The organism is Rhodococcus sp. BH5, from assembly GCF_027583855.1.
Classification (GTDB): domain Bacteria; phylum Actinomycetota; class Actinomycetes; order Mycobacteriales; family Mycobacteriaceae; genus Rhodococcus_F; species Rhodococcus_F qingshengii.
In genome coordinates, this window is record NZ_JAJHVW010000001.1 from 153,636 (window position 1) to 180,391 (window position 26,756).

Annotated in this window: 1 protein-coding gene; it reads left to right on the forward strand. The window is 64.5% G+C overall.

Features of this window, described 5'->3' with window-relative positions; translation table 11 throughout:
- Positions 1–119: 119 nt before the first annotated feature.
- Positions 120–26,696: a non-ribosomal peptide synthase/polyketide synthase gene (locus RhoBH5_RS00735; protein WP_270007849.1), complete on the forward strand. Its 26,577-nt coding sequence runs from the start codon at positions 120–122 to the stop codon at positions 26,694–26,696.
- Positions 26,697–26,756: the final 60 nt, after the last annotated feature.

The following is a 26,756-nucleotide window of genomic DNA, read 5'->3' on the forward strand; positions in this document are numbered from 1 at the left end:
CACATGGTTTCCACTCGATATCGAGGCGGTGCGATGTTTCTCTTCAATCCCCGAGCCACACTTCCCGGCGCTGATCGTGACAACGCTGATCGTCACAACGCTGTGTGGGGGTGGTCGTGATGGATACCGACAAGAGGATCGACCCGCTCACCGGATCGCGAAGCCTGCCGGCAGGAGCGTTCCCCCTGTCTGCGGTGCAGCGCAGCATGTGGTTTGCGCAGCAACTTCACCCGACGGTCCCGTACTTCATCGCGCAGTACATCGAGTTCCACGGCGATTTGGACATGCAACTGCTCAGTCGCGCCGCGGTGGAGGCTGCCCACGAGTTCGAATCACCGTTTCTACGGTTGATGTACCCGGATGGGGAGCCCTGCCAGATCGTGGACTTCACGATCGACCCGGGCATCGACTACTTCGACTTCCGCGAGCGTGAGAACCCTCGGCAGGCTGCCTCGGAGTGGATGGACAACGATTACGCGACGACGCTCGATCTGACTCGCGATCGTCTCGTCGAGATGACAATTCTTCAAACTGGTGATCGGGATTACCTGTGGTACACCAGGATTCATCACGTCGCTCTCGACGGTTACAGCGGTATGACGATCGTCAATCGGATTGCGGCGATCTACACCGCAGCCGTCGAAGGTCGAGAACCTGCGGTGAACAAGGCGCTCGACGTCACGACGCTGTCCGAGCTCGACCAGAAGTACCGCGAATCGAGCCGATTCGAAGCCGACCGCGAGTACTGGGCCCAGCGTGTGTCGGGCGTCGAACACGGTTCGACGTTGGCCACCCGTGAGGGACCCCCGACTGCACGCAGTGAACTCGTCAGTGCCGCGATGTCGGCGGACAGCCTTGCTGCCTTGGACGAGTGGAATTCACGTTCCGGTGCAACTCCGGCCGCAGTGTTGATTTCGGCACTGGCGTGCTACCTGTCCCGCAGTACCGGCTACGACGACGTGCTGATCAACCTGCCGGTTTCCGCGAGGACGACGGCACCGCTGCAGCGGTCCGGCGGAATGCTGGTCAACGTCGCGCCGCTACACATCCACGTAAACCCGGACGAAAGTGTCGACGATCTGGTCGGGCGCGTGCAACTCGAACTTCTCGGTGCGCTTCGTCATCAGCGATGCAGCCTCGAGGACATCCGGCGTGATGCCGGTCTGACCGTCGGCGACGCGCGTCTGTCCGGCCCGATGATGAATGTGATGCTCTTCCGGCAGGAGATAACCCTCGGGCCACTGACCGGTGAGTATCACATCGTCACGTCGGGTCCGGTCGAGGATCTGCTGGTCAACGTGTACCAGAGCGGCGATCCGGCGCAGACGTTGATCGACTTTCGCGGAAACCCCAATCGCTACGGACACGACGAACTGGCCGAGCATCACCGGGCGTTCACCGAGTTGGTCGCAGAACTGACAGCAGCATCGGCCGGTACGCCGATGAACCGGATTCATCCGGCAAGTGCCGAGGCAGGGGCGCGCAGTGCACAGCGCAGGGAACTCGAGCGGTTCTGGGCGAGATACCTGGGGGACTCCGACGAGGGCTCCACACTGGACCTCGAGACACTGGGCCTCGAGCGAATCGACGCCGAATCGGAGCCCACCGGTACGAATCGGCTGAGCGTCCCACTCGATCCCGCGGTCGCCGAACTTGCGCGCACGGAAGGCGTCTCCCTCTTTGCCGTTGTCCATGCCGCATTTGCTACGTTGCTGTCGAGATCGACCGAGCGCCGGGACGTGCTGATCGGAACGAGGACCGAGTGGGGAACTCTGCCCCTGCGCTGCGAGGTCGATCCGGTGGCGCCGTTCGACGAGTTCGTGAGTTCTCTTGCTCGAGAACGCGATACGTTGTCGATTCGATCGGCGGCAGGTGTCCCCGCACTGCCCGAGTTGCACGTCCACCTCAACGACGGCTCGCAGGAGACCACGATTGCCGGCCTCGACGTGGCGATCGACGTCCACGCAGATACCGGCGCCCTCGAGGTTGCGTACTCCACGCAGCACTACGCCGAATCCACGGTCCGAGCCTTCCTCTCGCGACTGGTGCGGATCCTTGCAGGCGCAGCAGCAGCCCCGCGAACGCCGGTCGGAGACCTCGATCTCCTCGACGACTTCGAGCGTGAGTCCCTGGTACCGGCGCGGGGGGCGACCGCGTCCTCCCCGTTGACTCTCCCCGATATTCTGCGCCGGGCCTCGGCTGTGAACCCCGATGCCCCAGCGCTCGTTTTCGGTGATCGTGAGGTGAGCTACCGGGATCTCGACGCCGAGTCGAACACACTCGCCCGTGAACTGATCAACAGGGGAGTCGGCCCCGGCACCTATGTCGCCCTTGCGCTGTCGAGGTCTCTCGAATCGGTGACCGCGACGTGGGCGGTGGCCAAGACCGGCGGTGCCTTCCTCCCGATCGATCCGCACTACCCCGAGGATCGTATTCGGCACATGCTCACCGATTCGGGAGCTGTAGTCGGAATCAGTGTGGGGGAGCACCACGGCGGGCTCGCCGATTCGGTGGATTGGCTGCTCCTCGACGAACTGGACACCTCGCACCATTCCGATGCACCGGTCGACGACGCCGAGCGGCGTACGCGCCTGAGCTACGACGATCCGGCATACCTCATCTACACGTCCGGCTCCACCGGTGTCCCCAAAGGCGTCGTGGTCAGTCACCGCGGGCTGAGCAGCTTCGCCGACGAAGAACGAGTCAGGTTCGGAGTCGAACCTGGAGACCGCACCCTGCATTTCTCTTCGCCGAGCTTCGACGCTTCGGTCCTCGAACTCCTCCTTGCCTTCGGGGGCGCGGCAACGATGGTGATCGCGCCGCCCACCGTGTACGGCGGCGACGAACTGGCACAGGTGATGCGTATCGGACGGGTCACCCACGCTTTCGTCACCCCGGCCGCGCTGGCAACAGTCGATCCCGCCGGCCTACCGGATCTACGAGTGGTCGTGACCGGCGGCGACGCATGCTCACCCGCGCTGGTGGATCAGTGGTCACACGGACGCTCGATGTTCAACGCGTACGGACCGACCGAAACCACCGTCGTCGCCACTCTGACCGGACCGCTGAGCAGCGATGTTCCCGTCACCATCGGGAAGCCGATGCGCGGAGCCGCAACCGTCCTCCTGGACTCGCGGCTTCAACCGGTGCCGATCGGTGTCGCCGGCGAGCTCTATGTGAGCGGTGTCGGTTTGGCGCGCGGGTACCACGCGCGTGCCACGATTACGGCCGAACGATTTGTTGCCGACCCCAACGGTGTTGCGGGAGAGCGCATGTACCGCACGGGTGACCTCGCGCGGTGGAACGGCGAGGGTGAGCTGGAGTACCTCGGCCGGAGCGACTTCCAGATCAAGATCCGCGGTTTCCGCGTCGAGCTCGGCGAGATCGACGACGTGCTGCGCCGCCACCCGAGCGTCGCACAGGCAGTCACCGCCGGAGTTGCGGGCCCGAGTGGGGAAACACTGTTGGCGGCGTACGTCACGGCGGCTGCGGGCACACACATCGACAACTCCGAGCTGGTCGCCCACGCGAGATCTTCGTTGGCAGCCCACATGGTTCCCGCGCGGATCGTCGTCCTCGACTCCATTCCGTTGACTCCGGCAGGAAAGATCGACAGGAAAGCGTTACCGGACATCGATTCTGTGGGCGGGTCGGCTGAATACCGTGCCCCCGAGACCTCGACCGAGAAGCGAATTTCGGCGGTGTTCTGCGATCTGCTCGGTATCACCCGGGCGGGAGCAGACGACAGTTTCTTCGACCTCGGCGGTGACTCGTTGATCGCGACCCGCGTCGTGTCGCGAGTCAACGGAGCTCTCGGAACGACGCTGAGCGTTCTCGACCTCTTCGAGGCGCCGACCGTCTCCGCTCTGGCAGCACGTGCCGACCTCGCGGACTCGCGGAACACACGTGCCCCGGCACTGACGCGTATCGATCGCCCTGACCGGATACCGGTATCTCTGGCGCAGCAACGAATGTGGCTGACCAATCAACTCGATCCGAGTTCGCCGGCGTACAACATTCCGATCGCGGTTTCGATGACCGGCGATCTCGACGTCGATGCACTGTTCACCGCGCTGCGGGACGTCATCGTTCGACACGAGATCTTGCGGACCGTTTTCCCCGAGAGTGCGCGTGGCCCCGTCCAGCACGTTCTCGATGTGGACGAGATGTTCGATCATCTCGAGGTGGAAACGGTACCTGCCGCAGCGACCTCGGCGCGGGCGAGTGAGCTCGCGCGAGAGGGATTCGACGTCAGCGAATCGGTGCCGATCCGCGCGACTCTGCTCGAGGTGAACGAACGCGAGCACACCTTGGTCCTCGTCGTGCACCACATTGCAGCAGACGGCCTGTCGATGGCGCCGCTGGCTCGTGACGTGATGGTGGCGTACGCCTCGCGGGCGAGCGGACGCGTGCCGGCGTGGCTGCCACTCGAAGTGCAGTACGGCGATTTCAGCGAGTGGCAACGCGGAGCGCTCGGTGAAGCGTCCGACCCGGATTCGATTCTTGCCGAGCAGTTGCGGTTCTGGTCGCACACGCTCACCGAACGCGGTGAGCTCGCGGAACTGCCGATGGATCATCCGCGCCCTGCGGGTGTCTCGCTGCGCGGTGACGATCTCGATTTCCGGATCGACTCCGCGACGTACCGCCGGGTCGGCGAGATCGCGGCGCGCAGCGATGTCAGCGTGTTCATGGTGATCCACGCCGCGCTGGCCGTCCTGCTCAGCCGAGAATCCGGAGCGAACGACATCACGATCGGCACTCCGGTGGCCGGGCGGAGCGAGCGCGCTCTCGACGACGTCGTCGGAATGTTCGTCAACACGGTGGTGCTGAGGACGGTTCTCGAGGGGGGACTCACCTTCGGTGAAGTTCTCACCCGCGTCCGCGACGTCGACGTGGCGGCCTTGCAGCACACCGAAGTGCCGTACGACGTACTCGTCGAATCCCTCGCAGACAACCAGGCGCCGCTGTTCCAGGTGATGCTGGTGATGCAGGGCGCCGCTCCCACCGAGGTCACTTTGCCCGAGCTCGAGGTCACGGTCGACGAACTGTCGACGGGCGCGGCAAAGTTCGATCTTCAGGTCATTCTCACCGACCGCGGCGACCATCTCGACGGCCAGTTGAACTACGCCAGCCAGCTTTTCGACTCGGACACCATGTCCGGCCTCGCTGATCGCTTCACGATGCTCCTCGACGCGGTAGCTGCCTACCCGGAATCCGTCGTCGGCGACGTCGATCTCACAGCTCCGGGCGAGGCGGAACTGGTCCTCGAGCGTTGGAATGCCACCGAACACGCCGTACCGATCACCACCCTCTCGGACCTGGTGGCGGAGCAGGCAGCCCGGACACCCGAGGGGGCCGCGCTGGTCTTCGGCGAGCGGACACTGACCTATGCGGAGTTCGACGCGAGGGTCGGTGAACTTGCCAGAACCCTCATCGCCCGCGGGGTCGGCCCGGACATGCGCGTCGCGGTGTCGATTCGACGGTCACCGGAACTACTCGTCGCGGTCCACGCCGTGATCCGTGCCGGTGCGGCATACGTCCCGGTGGATCCCGATCATCCCGCCGAGCGCATCGCGTACGTCTTCGACATCGCGGAACCGATCTGCGTGCTGAGCCGGCCCCAGGACCACGGCGCTCTTCCCGCGCGAGTCCCGATCGTGGACGTCGATCTCGATCGTCAGGTGTCCACGACGGCGCCGATCACCGACGCTGATCGGCTCGGACCCCTCCGCCCGGACAATGCTGCTTACGTGATCTTCACGTCCGGATCGACGGGTCGACCGAAAGGTGTTGCAGTATCACACCGTTCGATCGTCAATCGCCTGCTGTGGATGCAGGACACGTACCCCCTTCACGCGTCGGACGTGGTGCTGCACAAGACCCCGGTGACCTTCGACGTCTCGGTGTGGGAACTGTTCTGGCCCCTGCAGACCGGCGCGCAGTTGGTGATCGCGGAACCGGACGGGCACCGTGATCCCGGGTACCTGTCGGCGTTGATTGCCGACAGAGGCGTCACGACGGCGCACTTCGTTCCGTCGATGCTCGCGGAATTCGTCGCTGCCGCGACTGCCGGGCAGTGTGCGAGCCTGCGTCAGGTGTTCTGCAGCGGTGAAGCGCTCGCGCCTACCACTGCGGAGGCGTTCACCCGTCTGAGTTCTGCGGGACTGTTCAACCTGTACGGACCCACGGAGGCTGCCGTCGACGTCAGCGCCGCCGAATTCACCCCCGACATGACCGTCACCGTTCCCATCGGTGCGCCCGTGTGGAACACCCAGCTCTATGTCCTCGACGGGCGGCTGCATCCGGTTCCGGTCGGCGTTCACGGCGAGCTGTATCTGGCGGGAGTGCAACTGGCGCGTGGATACCTCGGGCGCAGCGATCTCACCGCCGACAGGTTCGTGGCCGACCCGTACGGCCCGTCTGGCACCCGGATGTACCGAACCGGTGATGTCGTCCGGTGGCGCGCCGACGGGCTGCTCGACTATGTCGGTCGACGCGATTTCCAGGTCAAGATCCGCGGGCAGCGCATCGAACTCGCCGAGGTCGAAGCAGCGTTGCTCAGGCTGCCCGGTGTCGCGCAAGCTGCTGCTCTCGTCCATCACGACGACGTGGTCGGTGACAGTTTGGTCGGCTACGTCATCGCCGACACCGGCACTTCGATCGACACGGACGGCCTACGCACCGAGTTGAGAGGTCTCCTTCCGGCCTACATGGTTCCCGCTGTGGTCATCGCCCTCGACGTGTTCCCTCTCGGTTCGACCGGCAAGCTTGATCGGAAGGCTCTGCCCGCGCCCAGCTTCGACAGCTCGCAGACGTATCTGGCGCCGCGAACACCGCTCGAAGCGCAGTTGGCGGCGATCTTCGAGGAGCTTCTGGAATCCGGGGCAGTCGGTGTTCACGACAACTTCTTCGAGATCGGCGGAAACAGCCTCGTCGCTGCACGCGCTGTGGCGCGCGTGAACGATTCGCTGTCGTTGAACTTGTCGATCAGAGAGTTGTTCGACGCGCCGACCGTTGCGCAGTTGGCGGTCGAGTGCGCCACGGCACGAGGGGGACCGGCAGTCCTTCCGCTCGAGGCATTGCCGCGGCCACAGACGATCCCGCTGTCGCTGGCACAAAAGCGCATGTGGTTCGTCAATCAATTCGACGTCACGTCCGCGGCGTACAACGTCGCCATAGCGATCAGGCTGAGAGGCCGGTTGGACGTTGCCGTGTTGGAGGGCGCGATCACCGACGTGCTTACTCGCCACGAATCGCTGCGCACGCTGTTTCCCATGATCGAGGGAGTGCCGGCGCAGGTGATCGTCGAACCCGGTGAAGCGTTGGGCGCGCTGCCGGTTGTCGCCGCAAACGCCGAAGCGGTACTCGGGGAGATCGAACGTCTCACCTCGAGGGGCTTCGACGTCACGCAGGCTCCACCGATCAGGGCGGAACTGATCGAGGTCGACGAAGAAGATCACGTCCTGACCGTGGTCGTCCATCACATCTGCGCCGACGGATTCTCGATGGCACCGTTGGCGTTCGACGTGATGAGCGCGTACTCGGCAAGGGATCGAGGTGAGGCGCCCGACTGGTCTCCTCTTCCGGTCCAGTACGCGGACTTCGCCATCTGGCAGGAAAGGGCTCTCGGTCGGATCGACGAAGCGGACAGCACTCTTGCCGGTCAGCTCGAGTACTGGACACGTCAACTGGCGAGTGTTCCCGAACTTCTTGCGCTCCCCGCAGATCGACCGCGTCCGCGTGTGCAGGATCTCTCGGGCGGCGTCGTTCGATTCGACATCGATGCCGGCATCCACCGCCGTCTGAGCGAAACCGCGATCGAACACCGAAGCAGTATGTTCATGGCGGTACACGCCGCATACGCAGTGCTCGTGGCGAGATTGTCCGGCATGGAAGACATCACGATCGGCTCACCGATCGCCGGGCGCGGAAATGCCCTGCTGGATCCGATGGTCGGTATGTTCGTCGGCACGTTGGTCCTGCGCGCCGACGTCGACCCCGCCGCCTCGTTCACCGATCTGTTGGCCAGAGTTCGCAGCACCGACCTCGACGCCTTCGCTCACGCAGACGTCCCCTTCGAGCGCGTCGTCGATGCGCTGGCTCCGGAGCGGTCGACATCGCATTCACCGTTGTTCCAGGTGATGCTGGAGTTCAAGAACACCACTCGGCCAGCAGTTAGTCTGACGGATTTGGACGTCGAGGTCCTCGAACTCGAATCCGCCGTCTCGAATTTCGATCTGCAACTCACGCTTGCCGAGACCTTCGACGACGACGGCCGGCCGGCCGGAATCGAGGCCGGGTTCACCTACGCCAGCGCCCTGTTCGACGAGTCGACCGTCGAAGGTTTCGCTCGATACCTGGTTCGGATTCTCGGTGCTGTCACCGAATCACCGCACACGCCGGTCGGCGACATCGATCTCGTGAGTGATCTCGACACGATTCGCGCCGTCACACCGGAACTTCCCGAGCAGGTTCACTTCTCGACGTTGCTCGAGCGGAAGTACGTCGACGAACCGCAGAGGACTGCACTGATTTTCGGCGACCGCCATCTGACCTACTCCGATCTGGACCGCCGCGCCAACCGGCTTGCACGACTGTTGATCAGCCGCGGGGTCGGTCCGGAATCCGTTGTCGCCCTGGCATTACCACGCTCACTGGAATCCGTGGTCGCGATCTGGGCGGTTGCCCGGTCCGGCGCTGCATTCGTACCCGTCGACCCGGCGTATCCCGTCGACCGCGTGCACCACATGATCAACGACTCGGGAGCGGGCGTCGTTCTCACCACCGCCGAGCATGTGGGTGTCGTCCCCGACGAGGCAGACGCCGTTCTGCTCGATCAGGCAAAGACACTCGCAACCCTCGAACAGATCGGTGATCAGCGGATAGATGCCTCGGAGCTGCTGGCTGCGGTGTCCCTGGACAACCCGGCCTATGTCATCTACACCTCCGGTTCCACCGGCGTCCCCAAAGGCGTCATGGTCACTCACCGTGGGCTTTCGGCACTTGCCGAGCAGGAACGCAGTCGCTTCCGCGTCGAGTCGACCTCGCGCACGCTGCATTTCAGCTCACCGAGCTTCGACGCCTCGATTCTCGAACTCCTGATGGCTGTTGGTGCCGGCGCCACGATGGTCATCGCCCCACCGAGCATCATCGGCGGAACCGAACTGACGAGCCTGATCGCCGACCAGCACGTCACGCACGCCTTCATCACACCAGCCGCACTGGCCACGGTCGATCCGAGCGGACTGAACGAGCTGGTGTGCATCGGAACCGGCGGCGACGTCTGCCCACCCGACCTCGTCGCCGCCTGGGTCAGCGATCACCGGATCATGATCAATGCCTACGGACCAACCGAATCGACGGTCGTCGCCAGCCTCACCGAGCCGATGTCCCCGACCGATCGAGTGACGATCGGTCGCCCGTCGACAGGCATCACCGCGTGGGTCCTCGACAATCGCCTGCACCGCGTCCCGGTCGGAGTGACGGGAGAGCTGTACGTCAGCGGCGACGGACTCGCCCGCGGTTACCGAAACCGCGCCGGCACGACCGCCGAACGATTCGTGCCCAATCCCGCGGGCAGTGCGGGCACACGGATGTACCGAACCGGCGACCTCGCCAGGTGGAACAAGAACGGAGAACTCGAGTACCAGGGTCGAGGCGATTTCCAGGTCAAGATTCGCGGATTCCGCATCGAACTCGGCGAGATCGAGGCAGTTCTGGCTCGCTATCCCGGCGTTGCACATTCCGTGGTGACCACGCTCGAACGTGACGGAGGCGCCGCACGGATCGTCGGATACGTCGTGCCTGCCAACGACGCTCAGACTGTGGATCCCGAGGCCGTCATCGCGTTCGCGGGCTCGGCTCTGGCCCCGTACATGGTTCCTGCGGTCGTGGTCGTTCTCGACGAACTGCCGATGACTGCCAACGGAAAGCTCGACCGCCGAGCCCTGCCGGTTCCCGACTTGCGAGCAACCCAGGCACGCTCGCGGGCCGCCGAATCCGATACCGAACGCACGCTGGCCGCCTTGTTCGTCGATGTCCTCGGTGTCGAATCGGTGGGCGTCGACGACTCGTTCTTCTCGATGGGCGGCGATTCGATCATGTCGATTCAGCTCGTCGCCCGTGCCCGCGATGCCGGGCTCGTCTTCACCCCGCGTGACGTCTTCGAGGTGAAATCGGTCGCCGGTCTTGCGGTTTTGCTGGCATCGACCAAGGACGACGAACCCGAGGTGCTCGAGGAACTTCCCGGAGACGGCGTGGGCCACGTGCCGTTGATGCCGGTGGCTCAGTGGTGGCTCGACCGGCTCGGCTCCGATCTCCGAGGTCTCGATTCGTTCTCCCAAGCGACTCTTCTCAACGCGCCGCACGGGCTTCACAGTGTGGAGCAGTTGACCGCGGCTCTTCAAGTTGTTCTCGATCGTCACGACATCCTTCGCGCACGCCTCGAGCTCGACGGCGAGCGCAGGCTTGTTGTCGGCGAGCCGGGATCTGTTGCAGCCGAGAATATTTGCCGGGTGATCGAGGTAGAGGCCGAGCCGGGCACCGCGGTGTTCGACGGGGCGATCGTCGACGCACTGGGCGGTGCGCGTCGAGAACTCGACCCCGGCCGGGGCGTGATGGTGCGGGTCGTCTGGTTGTCCGGCGTGCGCAACACCGGCCGGCTGCTCCTGGTGATCCACCACCTCGCCGTCGACGGTGTCTCCTGGCGCGTCCTCGTGCCGGAACTTGCGTCGGCTTTCCACCGCATCGATGCAGGCGAGGAACCGGAGCCGTCGTACTCGGGCACGTCGGTTCGTCGTTGGTCGCATGCGCTCCGCGACATCGCGCCCGATCGAAGAGTCGAATTGCCCCGGTGGCGTTCGATACTCGAAGGTGCCGACCCGCTGATCGGAACCCGGCCGCTGGACCCGCGGCTCGACACGTTCGATTCGGTCGGCCGAGTTGTCGCCGACGTACCCGTCGAACTGTCCGACACAGTCCTGACCACGCTTCCGGCGCTTTTCGGTGGATCAGTCAACGACGGTCTCGTTGCTGCTCTCGCACTGGCACTGACGCAGTGGAGGCAGGCACAGGGCATACGAACCGACAACGTACTCATCTCGATGGAGGGCCACGGACGCGAAGCTCACGTGGTGCCCGGTGCGGACGTCCTGCACACGGTCGGCTGGTTCACCAGCGTCTTCCCGATGCGGATCGACCTCGCCGGCATCGACATCGCGGAAGTGATGAGCAGCGCCCCAGAGGCAGCGGTGGTGCTCAAGCGTGTCAAGGAAGAACTCTTGGGTGTTCCGGACAGCGGCATCGGCTACGGAGTTCTGCGTTACCTCGACGAGGTGGGTCGAGCGGAACTCGAAGACCTCCGCCAACCGCAGATCTCGTTCAACTATCTGGGCCGTTTCTCCGGCACCGAAGCAGGAGAGTCACTGGGGGACTGGGCACTGGCCCGGGACGTCGATCTGGAAGCGGCAGCGCGGTCCGAGATGCCAGTGGGTTCGGTCCTGGACGTCAACGTCGTCACCACCGAGATCTCGGGCGCACCGCACATCGGTGCCACTATCGCCTATCCCACCGGCGTGCTGGCAGAGCGCGATGCTCGCGCCATCGCCGACCTCTGGGTGCAGGCGTTGCGCGCGCTGGCCACCTATGCCGAACACAGCGAACGCGGGGGACTCACCCCGTCCGACATCGACCTGATCGACCTCGACCAGGATTCCATCGACCACCTCGAGCGCGAGTTCCCGACACTGACCGACGTCTGGTCCCTCTCACCGCTGCAATCCGGACTGCTCTTCCACGCCCGCTACGCCGAACACACAGTCGACGCGTACACCGTCCAACTCGCACTCGAACTCGACGGCGTCGACGCGTCCCGGTTGCACCGTGCCGCACAGGCACTGCTCGACAGACACGAGAACCTACGCGCGGCGTTCACGACCGACACCGGTGGACGATCGGTGCAGGTGATCAACGCAGACGTTGACGTGCCGTGGACCGAGATCGACATCTCTCCGTTGGCCCCCACCGAACAAGCGACCGAGATACGCGAGCTTCTCCATGCGGATCGGGTCCGCGGCTTCGACATGGCCACTCCGCCCCTGCTGCGGTTCCTGCTTCTGCGAACCGGTGACGACGCGTATCGGTTGATCCTGACCAACCACCACATCCTCCTCGACGGATGGTCGATGCCGCTGCTGGTCCGCGACCTACTGACGCTCTACGCGACAGACAGTGATCACAGTGCCATCCCACGCGTACACCCCTACCGGGACTATCTGAGCTGGATCAGCACTCGCGACGACAGCGTGTCGATCGAGGCCTGGGGCGAAGCACTCCGCGGACTCGACGACCCGACGCTGCTCACCGGAACTCACGCCGTCGACGAGGACGGCGCTACCTCACGCTCGACGACCACAGCGCTCGGAGAACGTGAGACGGAACTTCTGCGTGGATTCGTCCGCTCCCGTGGCCTGACGACAGCCTCCTTGATCCAGGTGGCCTGGGGAATCGTGCTCGCCGAACTCCTCGGCCGCGACGACGTCGTCTTCGGTGGAACCGTCTCCGGCCGACCACCCCAGGTGTCCGGCGTCGAGTCGATGGTGGGTTTGTTCATCAACACCGTCCCCGTCCGAGTTCGCCTCGATCCAAGAGAGTCCCTGGCGGCGCTGTGCGTTCGCGTCCAAGCGGAACAGGCGCGGTTGTCCGATCACCATCATGTCGGGCTTTCGCACATCACTTCGGCTGTGGGGTCCGCTGCATCGTTCGACACGCTGACTGTGTTCGAGTCGTATCCCGTCGACCGCGGTGGACTCTCCTCCGGCACCGACATAGCCGGAATGCACGTTCTCGACGTCCACGACGCCGAGGATGCCGCGCACTATCCACTCGCGATCGTTGCCTCTGCGGCAGACGGGCGACTGCGGCTCAAATTCGAGTATTTCCCGGGAGTCCTGGGCGATCACGACATCGACGCGATCGCCGACCGGCTGCTCCGCACCCTCGAGCTGATCACCGCGCAACCGGATCTCCCGCTGGCGAAACTGCGTTTGATGCCGGATTCGCAAGTGCAGCAATTGGTTCCCGCGCGCGGCCGGCAGGGCCGCTCGGTCAGGACACTCGATCGCATCTTTTCGGACACTGCGAGCAGATTCCCCGAACGGGTCGCACTGTCCTGTGGTGACAGAAAGATGACCTATCGAGAGCTGGACGAGGCGTCGAACCAGTGGGCGCGCGTGCTCATCTCGGAAGGCGCCGGCCCGGACTCACGGGTGGCGATCTGTGTGGAACGCTCCTTCGAATCCGTCGCAGCGGTCTGGGCGATCACCAAGACCGGCGCCGCCTTCGTGCCGATCGATCCTCGCTACCCGAGTGACCGGATCTCGTTCATGCTCGAGGACTCGGCATCCTCGCTCGGATTGACCACGGCTGCCCACAGACCCGGCGACGGCGGTGTGACGAAGTGGCTCGAACTCGACGACCCGACGAGCATCGCTCGGCTCTCCGGAGTATCCGCGGCGCCGCTACGCGAGGACGAGCGTCGAGGAACCCCGCGGTTGGAGAACACTGCCTACCTCATCTACACCTCGGGCTCGACCGGCCGACCCAAGGGCGTCGTCGTCACGCACACCGGTCTCGAGAACTTCGCCGACGAACAGCGTCATCGCTACGGTCTCACCGAGAATTCACGCGCACTGCATTTCGCCTCTCCGAGCTTCGACGCCTCCGTTCTCGAGTACCTGCTCGCCTTCGCCGTCGGCGGCGAACTGGTCGTAGCTCCCACCACCGTCTACGGAGGAACCGAACTGGCCGACGTTCTCCGCGAGGGACATGTCACCCACGCGTTCATCACGCCTGCAGCGCTGACGTCGGTGGATCCCGAGGGAATCGACGAACTGACCACCATCACGGTGGGCGGCGAGGCGCCCTCGGCGGACCTGGTGCGCACCTGGGCGCCGGGAAGATCGTTCGTCAACGTCTACGGACCCACCGAAACCACCATCTCCTGCAACCTCAGCGACCCCATCCCGGCCGGCGAGAAGGTCTATCTCGGACCGCCGAACCGCGGATTCAGCGAGGTCGTCCTCGATCGCAGACTTCAACCGGTGTCCGTCGGAGTTCCCGGCGAACTGTATGTCGCCGGAGTCGGACTCGCGCGCGGCTATCACGGGCGCTCACCACTGACAAGCGAACGATTTGTCGCCAACCCGTACGGCGAGCCGGGGGAGCGGATGTACCGCACGGGCGACGTGGTGCGCTGGCGCAGCGACCGCACCATCGAGTACCTCGGACGCAGCGACTTCCAGGTCAAGATCCGCGGCTTCCGTATCGAACTCGGCGAGGTCGACACGGCGTTGGGTCAGCTGCCCGGCGTGGAGTACGCGGTCACGTTGGCGGTGCGCGGACCCTCCGACGAGCAGGCCTTGGCGGCATATGTCGTCTGCGACGACGAACGCCGGGTGAGCGCCGAGGACATCCGGGCGGCGGCACGGGATCTACTGCCGGCACACATGGTGCCCGCAAGCGTCGTCGTGCTCGACGAACTACCGCTGACCGGCGTCGGCAAGGTCGATCGGGCTGCTCTTCCGGCGCCTCGTTTCGACACCGATGCCGAGACACTCACTGCACCGGCCACCGAGTTGGAACGGCTGGTGGTGGGCGTTTTCGAGGACGTGCTCGGAGTGTCTCCGATCGGTATCGACACTCACTTCTTCGACGTCGGCGGAAACTCACTGACCGCGACCCGCGTCATCGCCCGCGTCAACGCACTTCTCGGCACCGACATCGGCGTTCGAGGACTGTTCGAGTCTCCGACAGTTCGGCAGCTCTCGCGTCTGGCGGAGAGCGTCGGCCGCGGAGAGAACCCCAGACCACCGTTGACTCGGCGATCCCGCCCGGACCCACTGCCCGTGTCACTGGCACAGAAGCGGATGTGGTTCCTCAACCAGTTCGACGTGACGTCTCCCGCCTACAACGTTCCCCTGGCAGTGCGCCTCGACGGCGATCTGGACTTCGCCGCATTGCAGGCCGCGGTAGCGGACGTACTGGGGCGCCACGAGAGCTTGCGGACGAAGTTCCCCTCGATCGACGGACAGCCGGTTCAGCAGGTGATGTCCAGCGACGAGGTCATGCCGATCCTGGAACCGGAAATCGTCACTGCTGCCAGAGTGTCCGATCGAATCCTCGAGCTGGCCTCGGCAGGCTTCGACGCCTCGGCCGAAGTTCCGATTCGCTGCGCGGTCCTGCGCGTCGACGGGGACGAGCGCAGGCACGTACTCGTGATCGTCGTCCACCACATCGTCGCCGACGGGTTCTCGATGAACCCCCTGGCAGCGGACGTGGCAGCGGCCTATGCGGCCCGCAGTGCCGGCAGTGCGCCGAACTGGTCGGAACTGGCCGTGCAGTACGGCGACTTCGCTGTGTGGCAGCACGAAGTGCTCGGCTCCGAGGAAGATCCGGACTCGGCTCTGACCCGTCAGCTCGATTACTGGAAGGACCGACTCGCGGGACTGGGCGAGCCGATCGCGTTGCCGACGTCGTTCCCACGTCCGGCAAAGCCGTCCATGGTCGGCTCGGTCCACCGGTTCGCGGTATCGCCGCAGACCCATCGGGCGCTGACCGACCTGGCACGTGAGCACGGCACCACCATGTTCATGCTCATGCACGCAGCACTGGCGGTACTTGCGGCGCGCCTGGCCGGTACCGAGGACATCGCCATCGGAACACCCGTCGCCGGCCGCGGCGAGGCCGAACTCGATCACCTGGTCGGTATGTTCGTCAACACTCTCGTGCTGCGAACACAGATCACGCCCGACGCGTCGTTCGAGGACGTCCTCGCCCAGGTTCGCGAAGGCGACCTCGGCGCGTTCCAGCACACCGATTTGCCCTTCGAAAGGTTGGTCGACGCACTCGACCCGGAACGCTCGACTTCGCACACTCCGTTGTTCCAGATCCTCATCGAGTTCCGCAACAATGCACTCCCACAACTCGAATTGCCGGGGCTGTCGGTCTCGGGAGTCGAGTTCGACCTACCCGTCGCCAAGTTCGATCTGCAACTCTCGGTCACCGAGCGTTACGACGCGGATGGCGGAACGGATGGAATCGACGCCGAATTCATCTACGCCACAGACCTGTTCGACGGTGACTTGATCGATTCGTTCTCACGCAGACTGCTCACCATCCTCGAGGCGGTCTCCCGAGAGCCGTCGACTCCTACCGGTGACATCGACGTCGTGGGCGCCGACGAGCGTCGACAGATGCTGACCGAGTGGAACACTCACGCCGAACCGGCTCCAGCGGACAACATCGCGGACCGATTCTTCGAGGCTGTTGCAGCACATCCGTCGTCGACCGCGGTCAACGACAGCGACGGCGCCATGACGTACGCCGAACTGGACGGGCGCGCTAACCGCCTGGCCCGACTCCTGATCGGCCGCGGTATCGGTCCGGAATCCGTGGTTGCCGTTGCAATGCCCAGAACCACCGATCTCGTGCTCGCCCTCGTCGCCGTCATCAAAACCGGAGCGGCATACCTGCCGGTCGACATCACCTACCCGGCCGAGCGCATGCGGTTCCTCTTCGACGACGCGCGGCCGGTATGCCTGGTCACGACCGGAGACTTCCGAAGCGACCTACCTTCGGAGATCATCGAATCCGGCATAGACGTCGTCGAACTCGGATCGCCGGAGATCGCGGTACGCCTCGATCACTCCGCGCCCCATCGCATCACCGACGCGGACCGGACGACACCACTTCTGCCCGACGCGATCGCGTACATCATCTACACCTCCGGATCCACAGGGCGCCCCAAAGGTGTCCAGGTCAGCCACCGCAACGTCCTGACTCTGATGGACAACACCGCCCCGACGTTCGGGTTCGACGACACGGACGTGTGGACCATGTTCCACTCGTACGCATTCGACTTCTCCGTCTGGGAGCTGTGGGGGCCGCTGCTACACGGGGGCCGGCTGGTCGTCGTCGACTACTACACGACCAGATCACCGGACATGTTCCACGAACTGCTCCGCAGGGAGCGAGTGACGGTGCTGAACCAAACACCCACCGCCTTCTACCAACTCGCCGAAGCCGACCGTGCGTACTCACCGAACGGCACGGATCCCGACCTTGCACTGCGCTACGTCGTCTTCGGTGGCGAAGCGCTCGACCTCGGGCAGTTACGCAAGTGGTACGACAGGCGGGCCGACACGGCTCCGACGTTGGTCAACATGTACGGGATCACCGAGACGACAGTGCACGTCAGTCGAATCGCACTCGACCGCAACGACAGCGAGCACGCGTCGGCGAGCATCATCGGGCGAGCAGTACCGGGATTGTCCGTCTACGTACTCGATCGGCGACTGAACTTGGTACCACCAGGTGTCGTCGGCGAAATGTACGTCGCCGGTGATCAGGTGACTCGGGGATACCTCGGGAAACCCGCATTGACTTCGGTGCGGTTCCTTCCCGATCCATTCGGTAGTTCGGGGGATCGAATGTATCGGAGCGGGGACCTGGCGAGGTGGAACGACGCGGGGCAGTTGGAGTACGTGGGCCGCAGTGATTTCCAGGTGAAGGTGCGTGGTTTCCGCATCGAACTCGGAGAGATCGAAGCCGCAATGCTCCGCTGCCCCGGCGTCGCTGCCTCGGTAGCACTTGTTCGGACAGAGGGAGCGTCACCGCGGATCGTCGGGTACGTGGTCGCCGAAACAGGCAGTACCGTCGATTCAGCGACGGTGACCGACTTCGTCGCCGCCGAACTCGCGGAGTACATGGTGCCCACCGCGATCGTCGTCCTCGAATCGCTTCCACTGACGGTCAACGGAAAGCTCGACCGACGCAACCTCCCGGCTCCGGACTTCACCGTCACGGGACCAACCGAGGCGACGCGGGCGCCGGCCACCGCTACCGAAGCGGTCCTCGCGGACCTCTTCGCGGAGGTGCTGGGTCGGGGCAGTATCGGAGTGGACGATTCCTTCTTCGGTCTCGGCGGCGATTCGATCATGTCGATCCAACTCGTCTCACGGGCGAAGTCCGCAGGCCTCGTCTTCACTCCGCGGGACGTCTTCGAAGCGAAGACCGTGGCCGGCCTCACCAAAGTGCTCCTCATCGAATCATCGGAAACGGCACCGGTTCTCACGGAGCTACCCGGCGGGGGAGCCGGCCCGCTACCGCTCACGCCGATCATGGAGTGGCTCGTCGAACGCAGTCGCGGTGACCTGAGCACGATCCGCAGTTACAGCCAGAGCGCGCTGATCGCACTGCCCGCGGATGTCTCCGGCCCCGCGCTGGAACGAGCATTGCAAACGATCCTCGATCGTCACGACGTGCTGCGGGCGCGCCTGGACGCCGCGACTCACCAACTCGAGATCCGCGAGCCAGGGAGCATCACCGCCCCCGACATCCTGCGCCGAACCCCCATCGTGTCCACCAGCGGCGAAGAATTCGTCGCCGCTGCGGAAACCGCGATGCAGGACGCATCCAGCCGCCTCGATCCCGAGCACGGGAAGATGATCAGCGCAGTCTGGTTGGATCCCGTCAGCTCGAACGGCAACCGGGCCGAAGCCGGACGGTTGCTCCTGGTCCTTCATCACCTCGCGGTCGACGGTGTGTCCTGGCGCATGCTCGTCCCGGGCCTGGTCACTGCTTATGCCTCGGCGTTCGACGGAGAAACACCCATACTTCCGCCGGGCGGAACGTCGATACGTCGCTGGGCGACAGCGCTCGCCGAGACCGCTGCGCTGCGACGCGACGAGATCGACCTGTGGTCGAGAATGCGGACCGACGAGCCATTGCTCGGGGCACGCGGGCTCGACCCAGCCGTCGATGTCGGAGCCACCGTCGACCGAGTCAGCGTCGACGTTCCGACCTCCGTGACCGAGAACGTCATCTCGACGGTGCCTCAGCATTTCGGAGGCTCGGTGAACGACGGACTGCTCGCTGCTCTCGCGATTGCCGTCACCGCCTGGCGTCGATCGCGCGGACAGCGCAGCGGGGACGTGCTCGTCAACCTCGAAGGGCACGGCCGGGAGGAGAACGCCGTACCGGGCGCCGACCTCTCGCGCACGGTCGGTTGGTTCACCACCTTGTTCCCCGTCCGGATCGATCTCACCGGACTCGATGTCGTCGATGCACTGGCCGGGGGATCAACCGCCGCCTCCGCCGTGAAACTCGTCAAGGAAACGCTGCTCGGCCTGCCCGACAACGGAATCGGGTTCGGCATCCTGAAGTACCTCGATCGAAACGAGGAACTTCGTGAGCTGCCCACGCCGCAGATCTCGTTCAACTACCTCGGACGATTTGCCGGCTCGGATCCCGAGCACGGCGAAGTGCCGTGGCTGCCGATCTCGGAAGTGACCCTCGACGAAGCGCACAGCGGCGAATTGGCCGCCGCGTCGGTGCTCGACATCAACGCCGTCACGACCGATACCGCACACGGTCCGATTCTGCGCGCTACGTGGTCCTTCCCCCGCGGCATTCTCAGCGAGGCCGAAGTCACCGAACTGGCGGAGCTCTGGGCCCGAGCACTGGGCGCACTGAGTGAATACGTGGAGGAACACTCCGAGCGCGAGCTCACGCCCACCGATCTCGATCTCGTCACCGCGGATCAACAGAGCATCGAACAGCTCGAGCGCAGATTCCCCGACCTGACCGACATCTGGTCACTGTCACCTCTGCAATCGGGCATGCTCTTCCACGCCCAGTTCGACGAAACCGAAATCGACCCGTACATGGTGCAACTGACCCTCGAGCTCGGGGGTCGGGTGGAGGCGCCGCGCCTGCGCCGCGCCGCGCAGGCCTTGGTTGATCGTCATCCGAGCCTGCGCGCGGGATTTGTCTCCGCACCGGGAGGGCGGGCACTGCAGGTGATCCGTTCCGGTGTCGACATCGGCTGGGCCGAGATCGACCTGTCCGGGGCCGAAGACAGTGAAGTCGCGTTCGGTCAGCTGCTCGAACGCGATCGCGCTCATCGTTTCTACATGGAAACAGCCCCGTTGATCCGCTTCATGCTCGTGCGAATCGGACCGGACACAGCACGCCTCGTCGTGACGAACCACCACATCCTGCTCGACGGCTGGTCCACCCCGCTGTTGCTTCGAGACCTGCTCACTCTCTACGCAACCGACGGTGACCCCGAGATTCTGCCCCGCGTTCAGTCGTATCGCGACTATCTCTCCTGGATCTCGAAGCAAGAACCCGAGACTTCGCTACGGGCGTGGCAAGAAGCGCTACGGGGCGTCGACACGTCCACCCACCTCTCGAGGGCAGACACCGCCGCCGAAACCGTGGCAAGTGAAATCCACTCGTACTCGCTGCCGACAGAACGAACCGAGACTCTTCGAGCGTTCGCGCGAAGCCGCGGCCTGACCATGGCGACCCTGGTACAGGTGGCATGGGGAATCGTGCTCGCCGAACTTCTCGGACGCGACGACGTCGTCTTCGGCGGAACGGTCTCAGGACGCCCACCACAGGTGCCCGGCGTGGAATCGATAGTCGGCCTGTTCATCAACACGGTGCCTGTCCGAGTCCGCCTCGACGCCCGAGAAACCCTCGCCGAACTGGCCATTCGCGTCCAATCCGAGCAAGCGTCATTGCTCGACCACCACCACATCGGACTGTCGGACATCGCCGGAGCAGTCGGCGCCACCGGTTCCTTCGACACCCTGACGGTATTCGAGTCGTATCCCGTCGACGAGACAGCCCTGACCGCCGAAACCGACATCGCGGGAATGCACGTTCTCGGCATCGACGGACGCGACTCGGCGCACTATCCGATTGCCGTGGTGGCGTCCGAAAGTGACACGCTGAATCTGAAGATGGAGTACTTGCCGACGCACTTCTCCGCCCGCGAAGTCGCCAAGATCACCGAGCACGTGGGCATCGTCCTCGGGCAACTCGCCTCGGCACCGGATCAGCCGCTGGCCCGTCTGCAGGTTCTCACGGAGTTCGAGAGCCGTGATCTTGCGCCGGTCTTCGGCTCCCCGGGGCGCTCCGCGCGAACGCTCCCAGAGATTCTCGCCGACGTCTCTGCCACCTATCCCGACCGCATCGCGCTCTCGGCCGGCAGCCGTTCCATGACCTACGCCGAACTGGACCGGCGCTCGAACCAGTTGGCCAGAGCCATGATTCGCCGCGGCGCCGGGCCCGAGACGTCGGTTGCCATCGGCATCGAAAGGTCCGTCGAATCCGTACTCGCGGTGTGGGCGGTGGCCAAGACCGGCGCAGCGTTCGTCCCCGTCGACCCCACCTATCCGGCTGACCGAATCGAACACATGCTCAGCGACTCCGAGGTGTTGTTCGGGTTGACCGTCGTCGACGCCATCGACACACTTCCACCCATCGTGTCCTGGTTGGTGCTCGGAGAAGAGGCATTCGACGACGACGTCGCCACCAGTTGCACGCTGCCGATCACCCAGGACGAACGGCGTGCACCGGTGGTCATGGACAACGCCGCCTACGTGGTCTACACCTCGGGATCCACCGGCCGACCCAAGGGAGTTGTCGTCACCCACACCGGACTCGACAGCTTCGCACTCGACCAGCAGCGTCGATTCCACGCAGATCACCACTCTCGAACCCTGCACTTCGCCACCCCCAGCTTCGACGGAGCCGTCTTCGAGTACCTGCAGGCATTCGGTGTCGGAGCAACCATGGTGATCGTCCCGACCGACATCTACGGCGGCGCCGAACTGGCAAGTCTCATCCGCCGCGAACACGTCACTCACGCGTTCGTCACCACGGCAGCACTCGCCACCGTCGACCCGGCCGGCCTGGACGAGTTCCGGCACGTCGTCGTCGGGGGAGAGACACTACCGCCGCATCTCGTCGGCCTCTGGGCTCCCGGACGAGAATTCGTCAACGCCTACGGCCCGACCGAGACAACCGTCATGGCAGACATCAGCGAACCCATGACAGTGGGCGCACCCATCACGATCGGTGGACCGATCCGCGGCGTGCACGAGATGATCCTCGATTCGCGCCTGCAACCTGTACCCGTCGGAGCTCCCGGTGAGCTGTACATCGCCGGCATCGGCCTGGCTCGCGGATACCACCGGCGTCCCGGCCTGACCAGCGAGCGATTTGTCGCCGACCCCTTCGGCAAGCCAGGCGACCGGATGTACCGCACGGGCGACATCGTCTCCTGGCGAAGCGATCACACCATCGAATACGTCGGGCGTAGCGACTTCCAGGTCAAGATTCGCGGATTCCGCATCGAGCTCGGCGAGGTCGACGCCCAGATCACCGCAATGGCGAGTGTCACGAATTGCGTGACACTCGGCGTCGACGGACCGGCCGGCGCCACAGTTTTAGCGTCCTACCTCACCGTCGAGGAAGGATCGACGCTGACCGGGGCAGAGATCACCGCGCACCTCGCCGGACGTGTTCCCTCGCACATGGTTCCGGCCAGCATCATGATCGTCGACGAGCTACCGCGCACCGCGGTCGGCAAGCTCGATCGAAAAGCGTTGCCGACGCCGGAGTTCACCGGAACCGGTGTGGAATTCCGGGCGCCCGGCACCAGCCTCGAACGTCGGATCGCCGATGCGTTCATCGACGTACTCGGCGTCGAACGGGTCGGCGTCGACGACAATTTCTTCGAGCTCGGCGGCAACTCGCTGATCGCCACTCGCGTGGTCTCGCGGCTCAACTCCGCACTGAACATCGACGTCGGGGTGCGCGTGCTGTTCGAGGCACCGACGACGGCTCAGCTCGCCGAACGGCTCTCCAGCGCTGTCACTGCCGTCGGCACTGTGCCGCTCACTCCCATGGAGCGCAGTGGCAGCGTCCCGCTCTCGTTGGCGCAGAAGCGCATGTGGTTCCTGAACCAATTCGACACACGCTCAGCCGCGTACAACATCCCACTAGCTGTTCGCCTCACCGGTGACCTCGACGTCACGGCCATGCAACAGGCCATCGCCGACGTCGTCGAGCGGCACGAAACACTGCGGACGGTGTTCCCCGCCGTCGGCGGCGATCCGATTCAGCAAGTGCTCACCGTCGACGAGGCAGTACCGCCGGTCCGTGAAATGACGTTGGGGGAGGACGAGCTCGCGGAGCGCATGCAACGACTCGCCACGACCGGCTTCGACGTGTCGGTGGACCTGCCGCTGCGCGTGGCACTGTTCCGACTCGACACCGCTGAACCCGTTCACATTCTGTTTGTCGTGGTCCATCACATCTGCGCCGACGGTTCGTCGATGGCGCCGCTCGCACGCGACGTGATGACGGCCTACCTGGCGCGTACGGCAGGGACCGAGCCCACGTGGGCGCCGCTCGAGGTGCAGTACGCAGACTTCACGTTGTGGCAGCATCGCGTCCTCGGATCGGAAGACGACCCGGAATCCGTCATCAGTCGCCAATTGCACTACTGGAGTGAGCAACTCGCCGGACTCGACGACGTCATCGCACTGCCCGCCGACCACCCGCGACCCGTGCAACAGACCTTCCACGGTGACCGATTCACCTTCGACATCGACGCGAACACCCACCGCGCCCTCGCGGACCTCACCAGGGCAAACGGTGTCACGATGTTCATGGCGCTGCACGGCGCACTCGCAGTGCTGATGTCCAAGTTGTCGGGCGCCGACGAAGTCACCATCGGCACACCGATCGCCGGCCGAGGTCAGGCAGCGCTCGACCATCTCGTCGGAATGTTCGTCAACACACTGGTCCTGCGAACCAGCGTCGATCCCGACATCACGTTTGCCGACCTGTTGGAGCACGTCCGGGAAATCGACCTGGCCGCATTCCAGAACTCGGACCTGCCATTCGAACGGCTCGTCGACGTCATCAACCCAACCAGATCCACGTCGTACTCACCGTTGTTCCAGGTCGCCCTCGAACTTCAGAACAACGAACCCGCACATTTCCACCTACCCGGCCTCGACATCGACGGACTGACCGTGGAAACCAAATTCGCGAAGGAGGACCTGGAGCTGATCGTCGACGAGAAGTTCGACGAGTTCGGCATCCCGGCTGGGATGTCCGCGGCCTTCGACTTCGCAACCGATCTCTTCGAACCCGCCACCATTCGGCGGTTTGCCGACCGACTGCGCCTGATCCTGGACGCTGTCGGACGCGAACCCGCAACACGTATCGCCGACATCGGCATCCTCGGCGCCGACGAAACAGCTGCCCTGGTGCCGGCATCCGGTGCCGCCGCGACTCGAGCGCGGGTGTGGCCGGAGATCCTCGCCGAAGCAGTCGCCTCGAACCCGGATGCCCCAGCCCTCTCGAGTCGCGAGAGGTCGATGACCTACCGCGAGCTCGACGAGGAATCGACGAAGCTGGCGCGCGCGCTGTGTCGGCGCGGCGTCGGTCCCGAAGATTTTGTGGCGCTGGGTCTACCGCGGTCCACTGCGGAGATCGTCGCGATCTGGGCGGTCACGAAAACCGGTGCAGCGTTCTTGCCGGTCGACCCGAACTATCCCGACGATCGCATCAACCACATGCTCGACGATTCGCGGGCCGTACTCGGCATCACCGACGACGCTCACCGCAGTCAACTTCCCGACACGGTCGAGTGGATGGTCCTCGATGAAGCCGAGACCGTCGACGAGATCGACGCCCAGAGCGCAGCCGCGATCACCGATCGCGACCGCACGATCCCCTTGCATCACGGGCATCCCGCGTACCTGATCTACACCTCGGGTTCAACCGGGAAGCCGAAGGGCGTCATCGTCACCCACCTCGGGTTGTCAAACCTCAATGCCGAGGAACATCAGAGATTCAACGTCCAGCCCTATTCGCGGATCTCTCACCTGGCATCACCGAGCTTCGACGCCTCGGTCTTCGAACTCATGATGGCGTTCGGCAGCGGAGCGTGCTTGGTCGTTATCCCACCGACGGTCTTCGGCGGATCCGAGTTGGCCGAAATCTTTGCCGACGAACACGTCTCACACGCGTTCATCACTCCGACCGCGCTCAGCTCGATCGAAAGCTCCGCGCTACCCGAACTCCGCGTACTCGCAGTCGGTGGCGAAGCCTGCCCACCCGAACTCGTGGACATCTGGGGCCGCGACCGTCGCATGTTCAACGGATACGGACCTACCGAATCCACCATCCAGGCCAGCGTCAGTGAACCCATGCGGCCGGGCAAGGACATCAACATCGGACGACCGGCCATCGGCTTCGCCGGACTGGTCCTCGACGGGCACCTCAAGCCCGTGCCGGTGGGAGTCATCGGGGAGCTGTACGTGACCGGCCCCGGACTCGCCCGCGGATACCACAATCGTCCCGACCTCACCGCCGACCGATTTGTCGCCGATCCGTTCGGCGAACCAGGCCAACGGATGTACCGCACGGGCGACCTGGTGCGCTGGCGCTCCGACAGCACCCTCGAATACCTGGGCCGCAGCGACTTCCAGATCAAAGTCCGCGGATTCCGCATCGAGCTCGGCGAAATCGACTCTGTCCTGATGGCACACCCATCCGTCTACTTCGCCGCCACACTCGGGCACGAAGCGCCGTCGGGGGAGACGATGATCGCCTCCTACATCCAGCCCGTGGAAGGACAGACCGTCGACGACTGGGAGCTTCGCCGCCATCTGTCTTCTCGCCTGCCCGCGCACATGGTTCCCGGCGCGATCGTCGTCGTCGACCGCATTCCGGTGACACCGGTCGGCAAGCTGGACCGCAAGGCACTGCCGACCCCGAGCTTCGAGCGACGCACGGTCCCGTACGCACCGCCGACAAACAACACCGAACGAACGGTCGTCGACATCTTCGAGACCGTGCTCGGGCACGAGCACATCGGCGTCGACGACGACTTCTTCGAACTGGGCGGAACGTCGATCGTGGCCACTCGCATCACCATCGAACTCGAGAAGCGTCTCGGGATGCGAGTGCCGTTGCAATCGCTTTTCCTGGACCCGACACCTGCCGGAGTCGCCCGGGCTGCCGACGGAATGGACGCACACTCGCCGGACGATTCGTCGGATCTTCTCGCCCCGATGATCACGCTGCGCGCCGGATCCGATCGTGCACCACTGTTCTTCGTCCATCCGGGTATCGGATTGTCCTGGGGTTACGCAGAATTCGTCAAGCATCTCGAGCTGGACCAACCCGTCTACGGTCTTCAGCTACCGTCCCTGAGCGGCGGGCCCAGCTTCGACTCGCTGACCGAACTCGCCGACGACTACGCGAATCGCATTGCAGCCGTGGCATCGACCGGCCCGATCCATCTGGCCGGCTGGTCGCTCGGCGGCGTGATCGCACACGCCGTGGCACACAGCCTCACTCGGAGCGGACGTGACGTGACTCTGTCGATACTCGACAGCTATCCGTCGTCGGATTCCGATCAGCCCGCAGAACTCTCGGTCTCCGAACTACTGGCCGGGCTCGCGATGCCGGCGGGATCCAAGACGGTCGAGACCTTCGAAGAAGCGGCGGAATTGCTGGAGCAAACCCTGGGTGCCGGAATCGGAATCGAAGCGGAGCATCTGGCGCGGATCAGTCGCGGTTACTCCCACTCCGTCGAATTGACGAATCGGCACCAACCGCCTGTCCACGTTGGAGCCGTCGAGTTCTTCGTAGCCGGAAGATCTACGGAGAACGGACACGATGTCGCCGAATGGCGAAGGTTTGTAGAAGGGGACATCCGAGTCACCGAAGTCGATTGCGAACACAACCAGATGATCGAACCGGGTCCGGCGGCAACCATAGCTGTACGATTGCGAGAAGTTATCGCTCAGTGGGGTGTCTGAACCAGGTTCGACATGGGTATGAGTGAAACACACAGGGTGATGGACCCCGGGTGGGTCCGG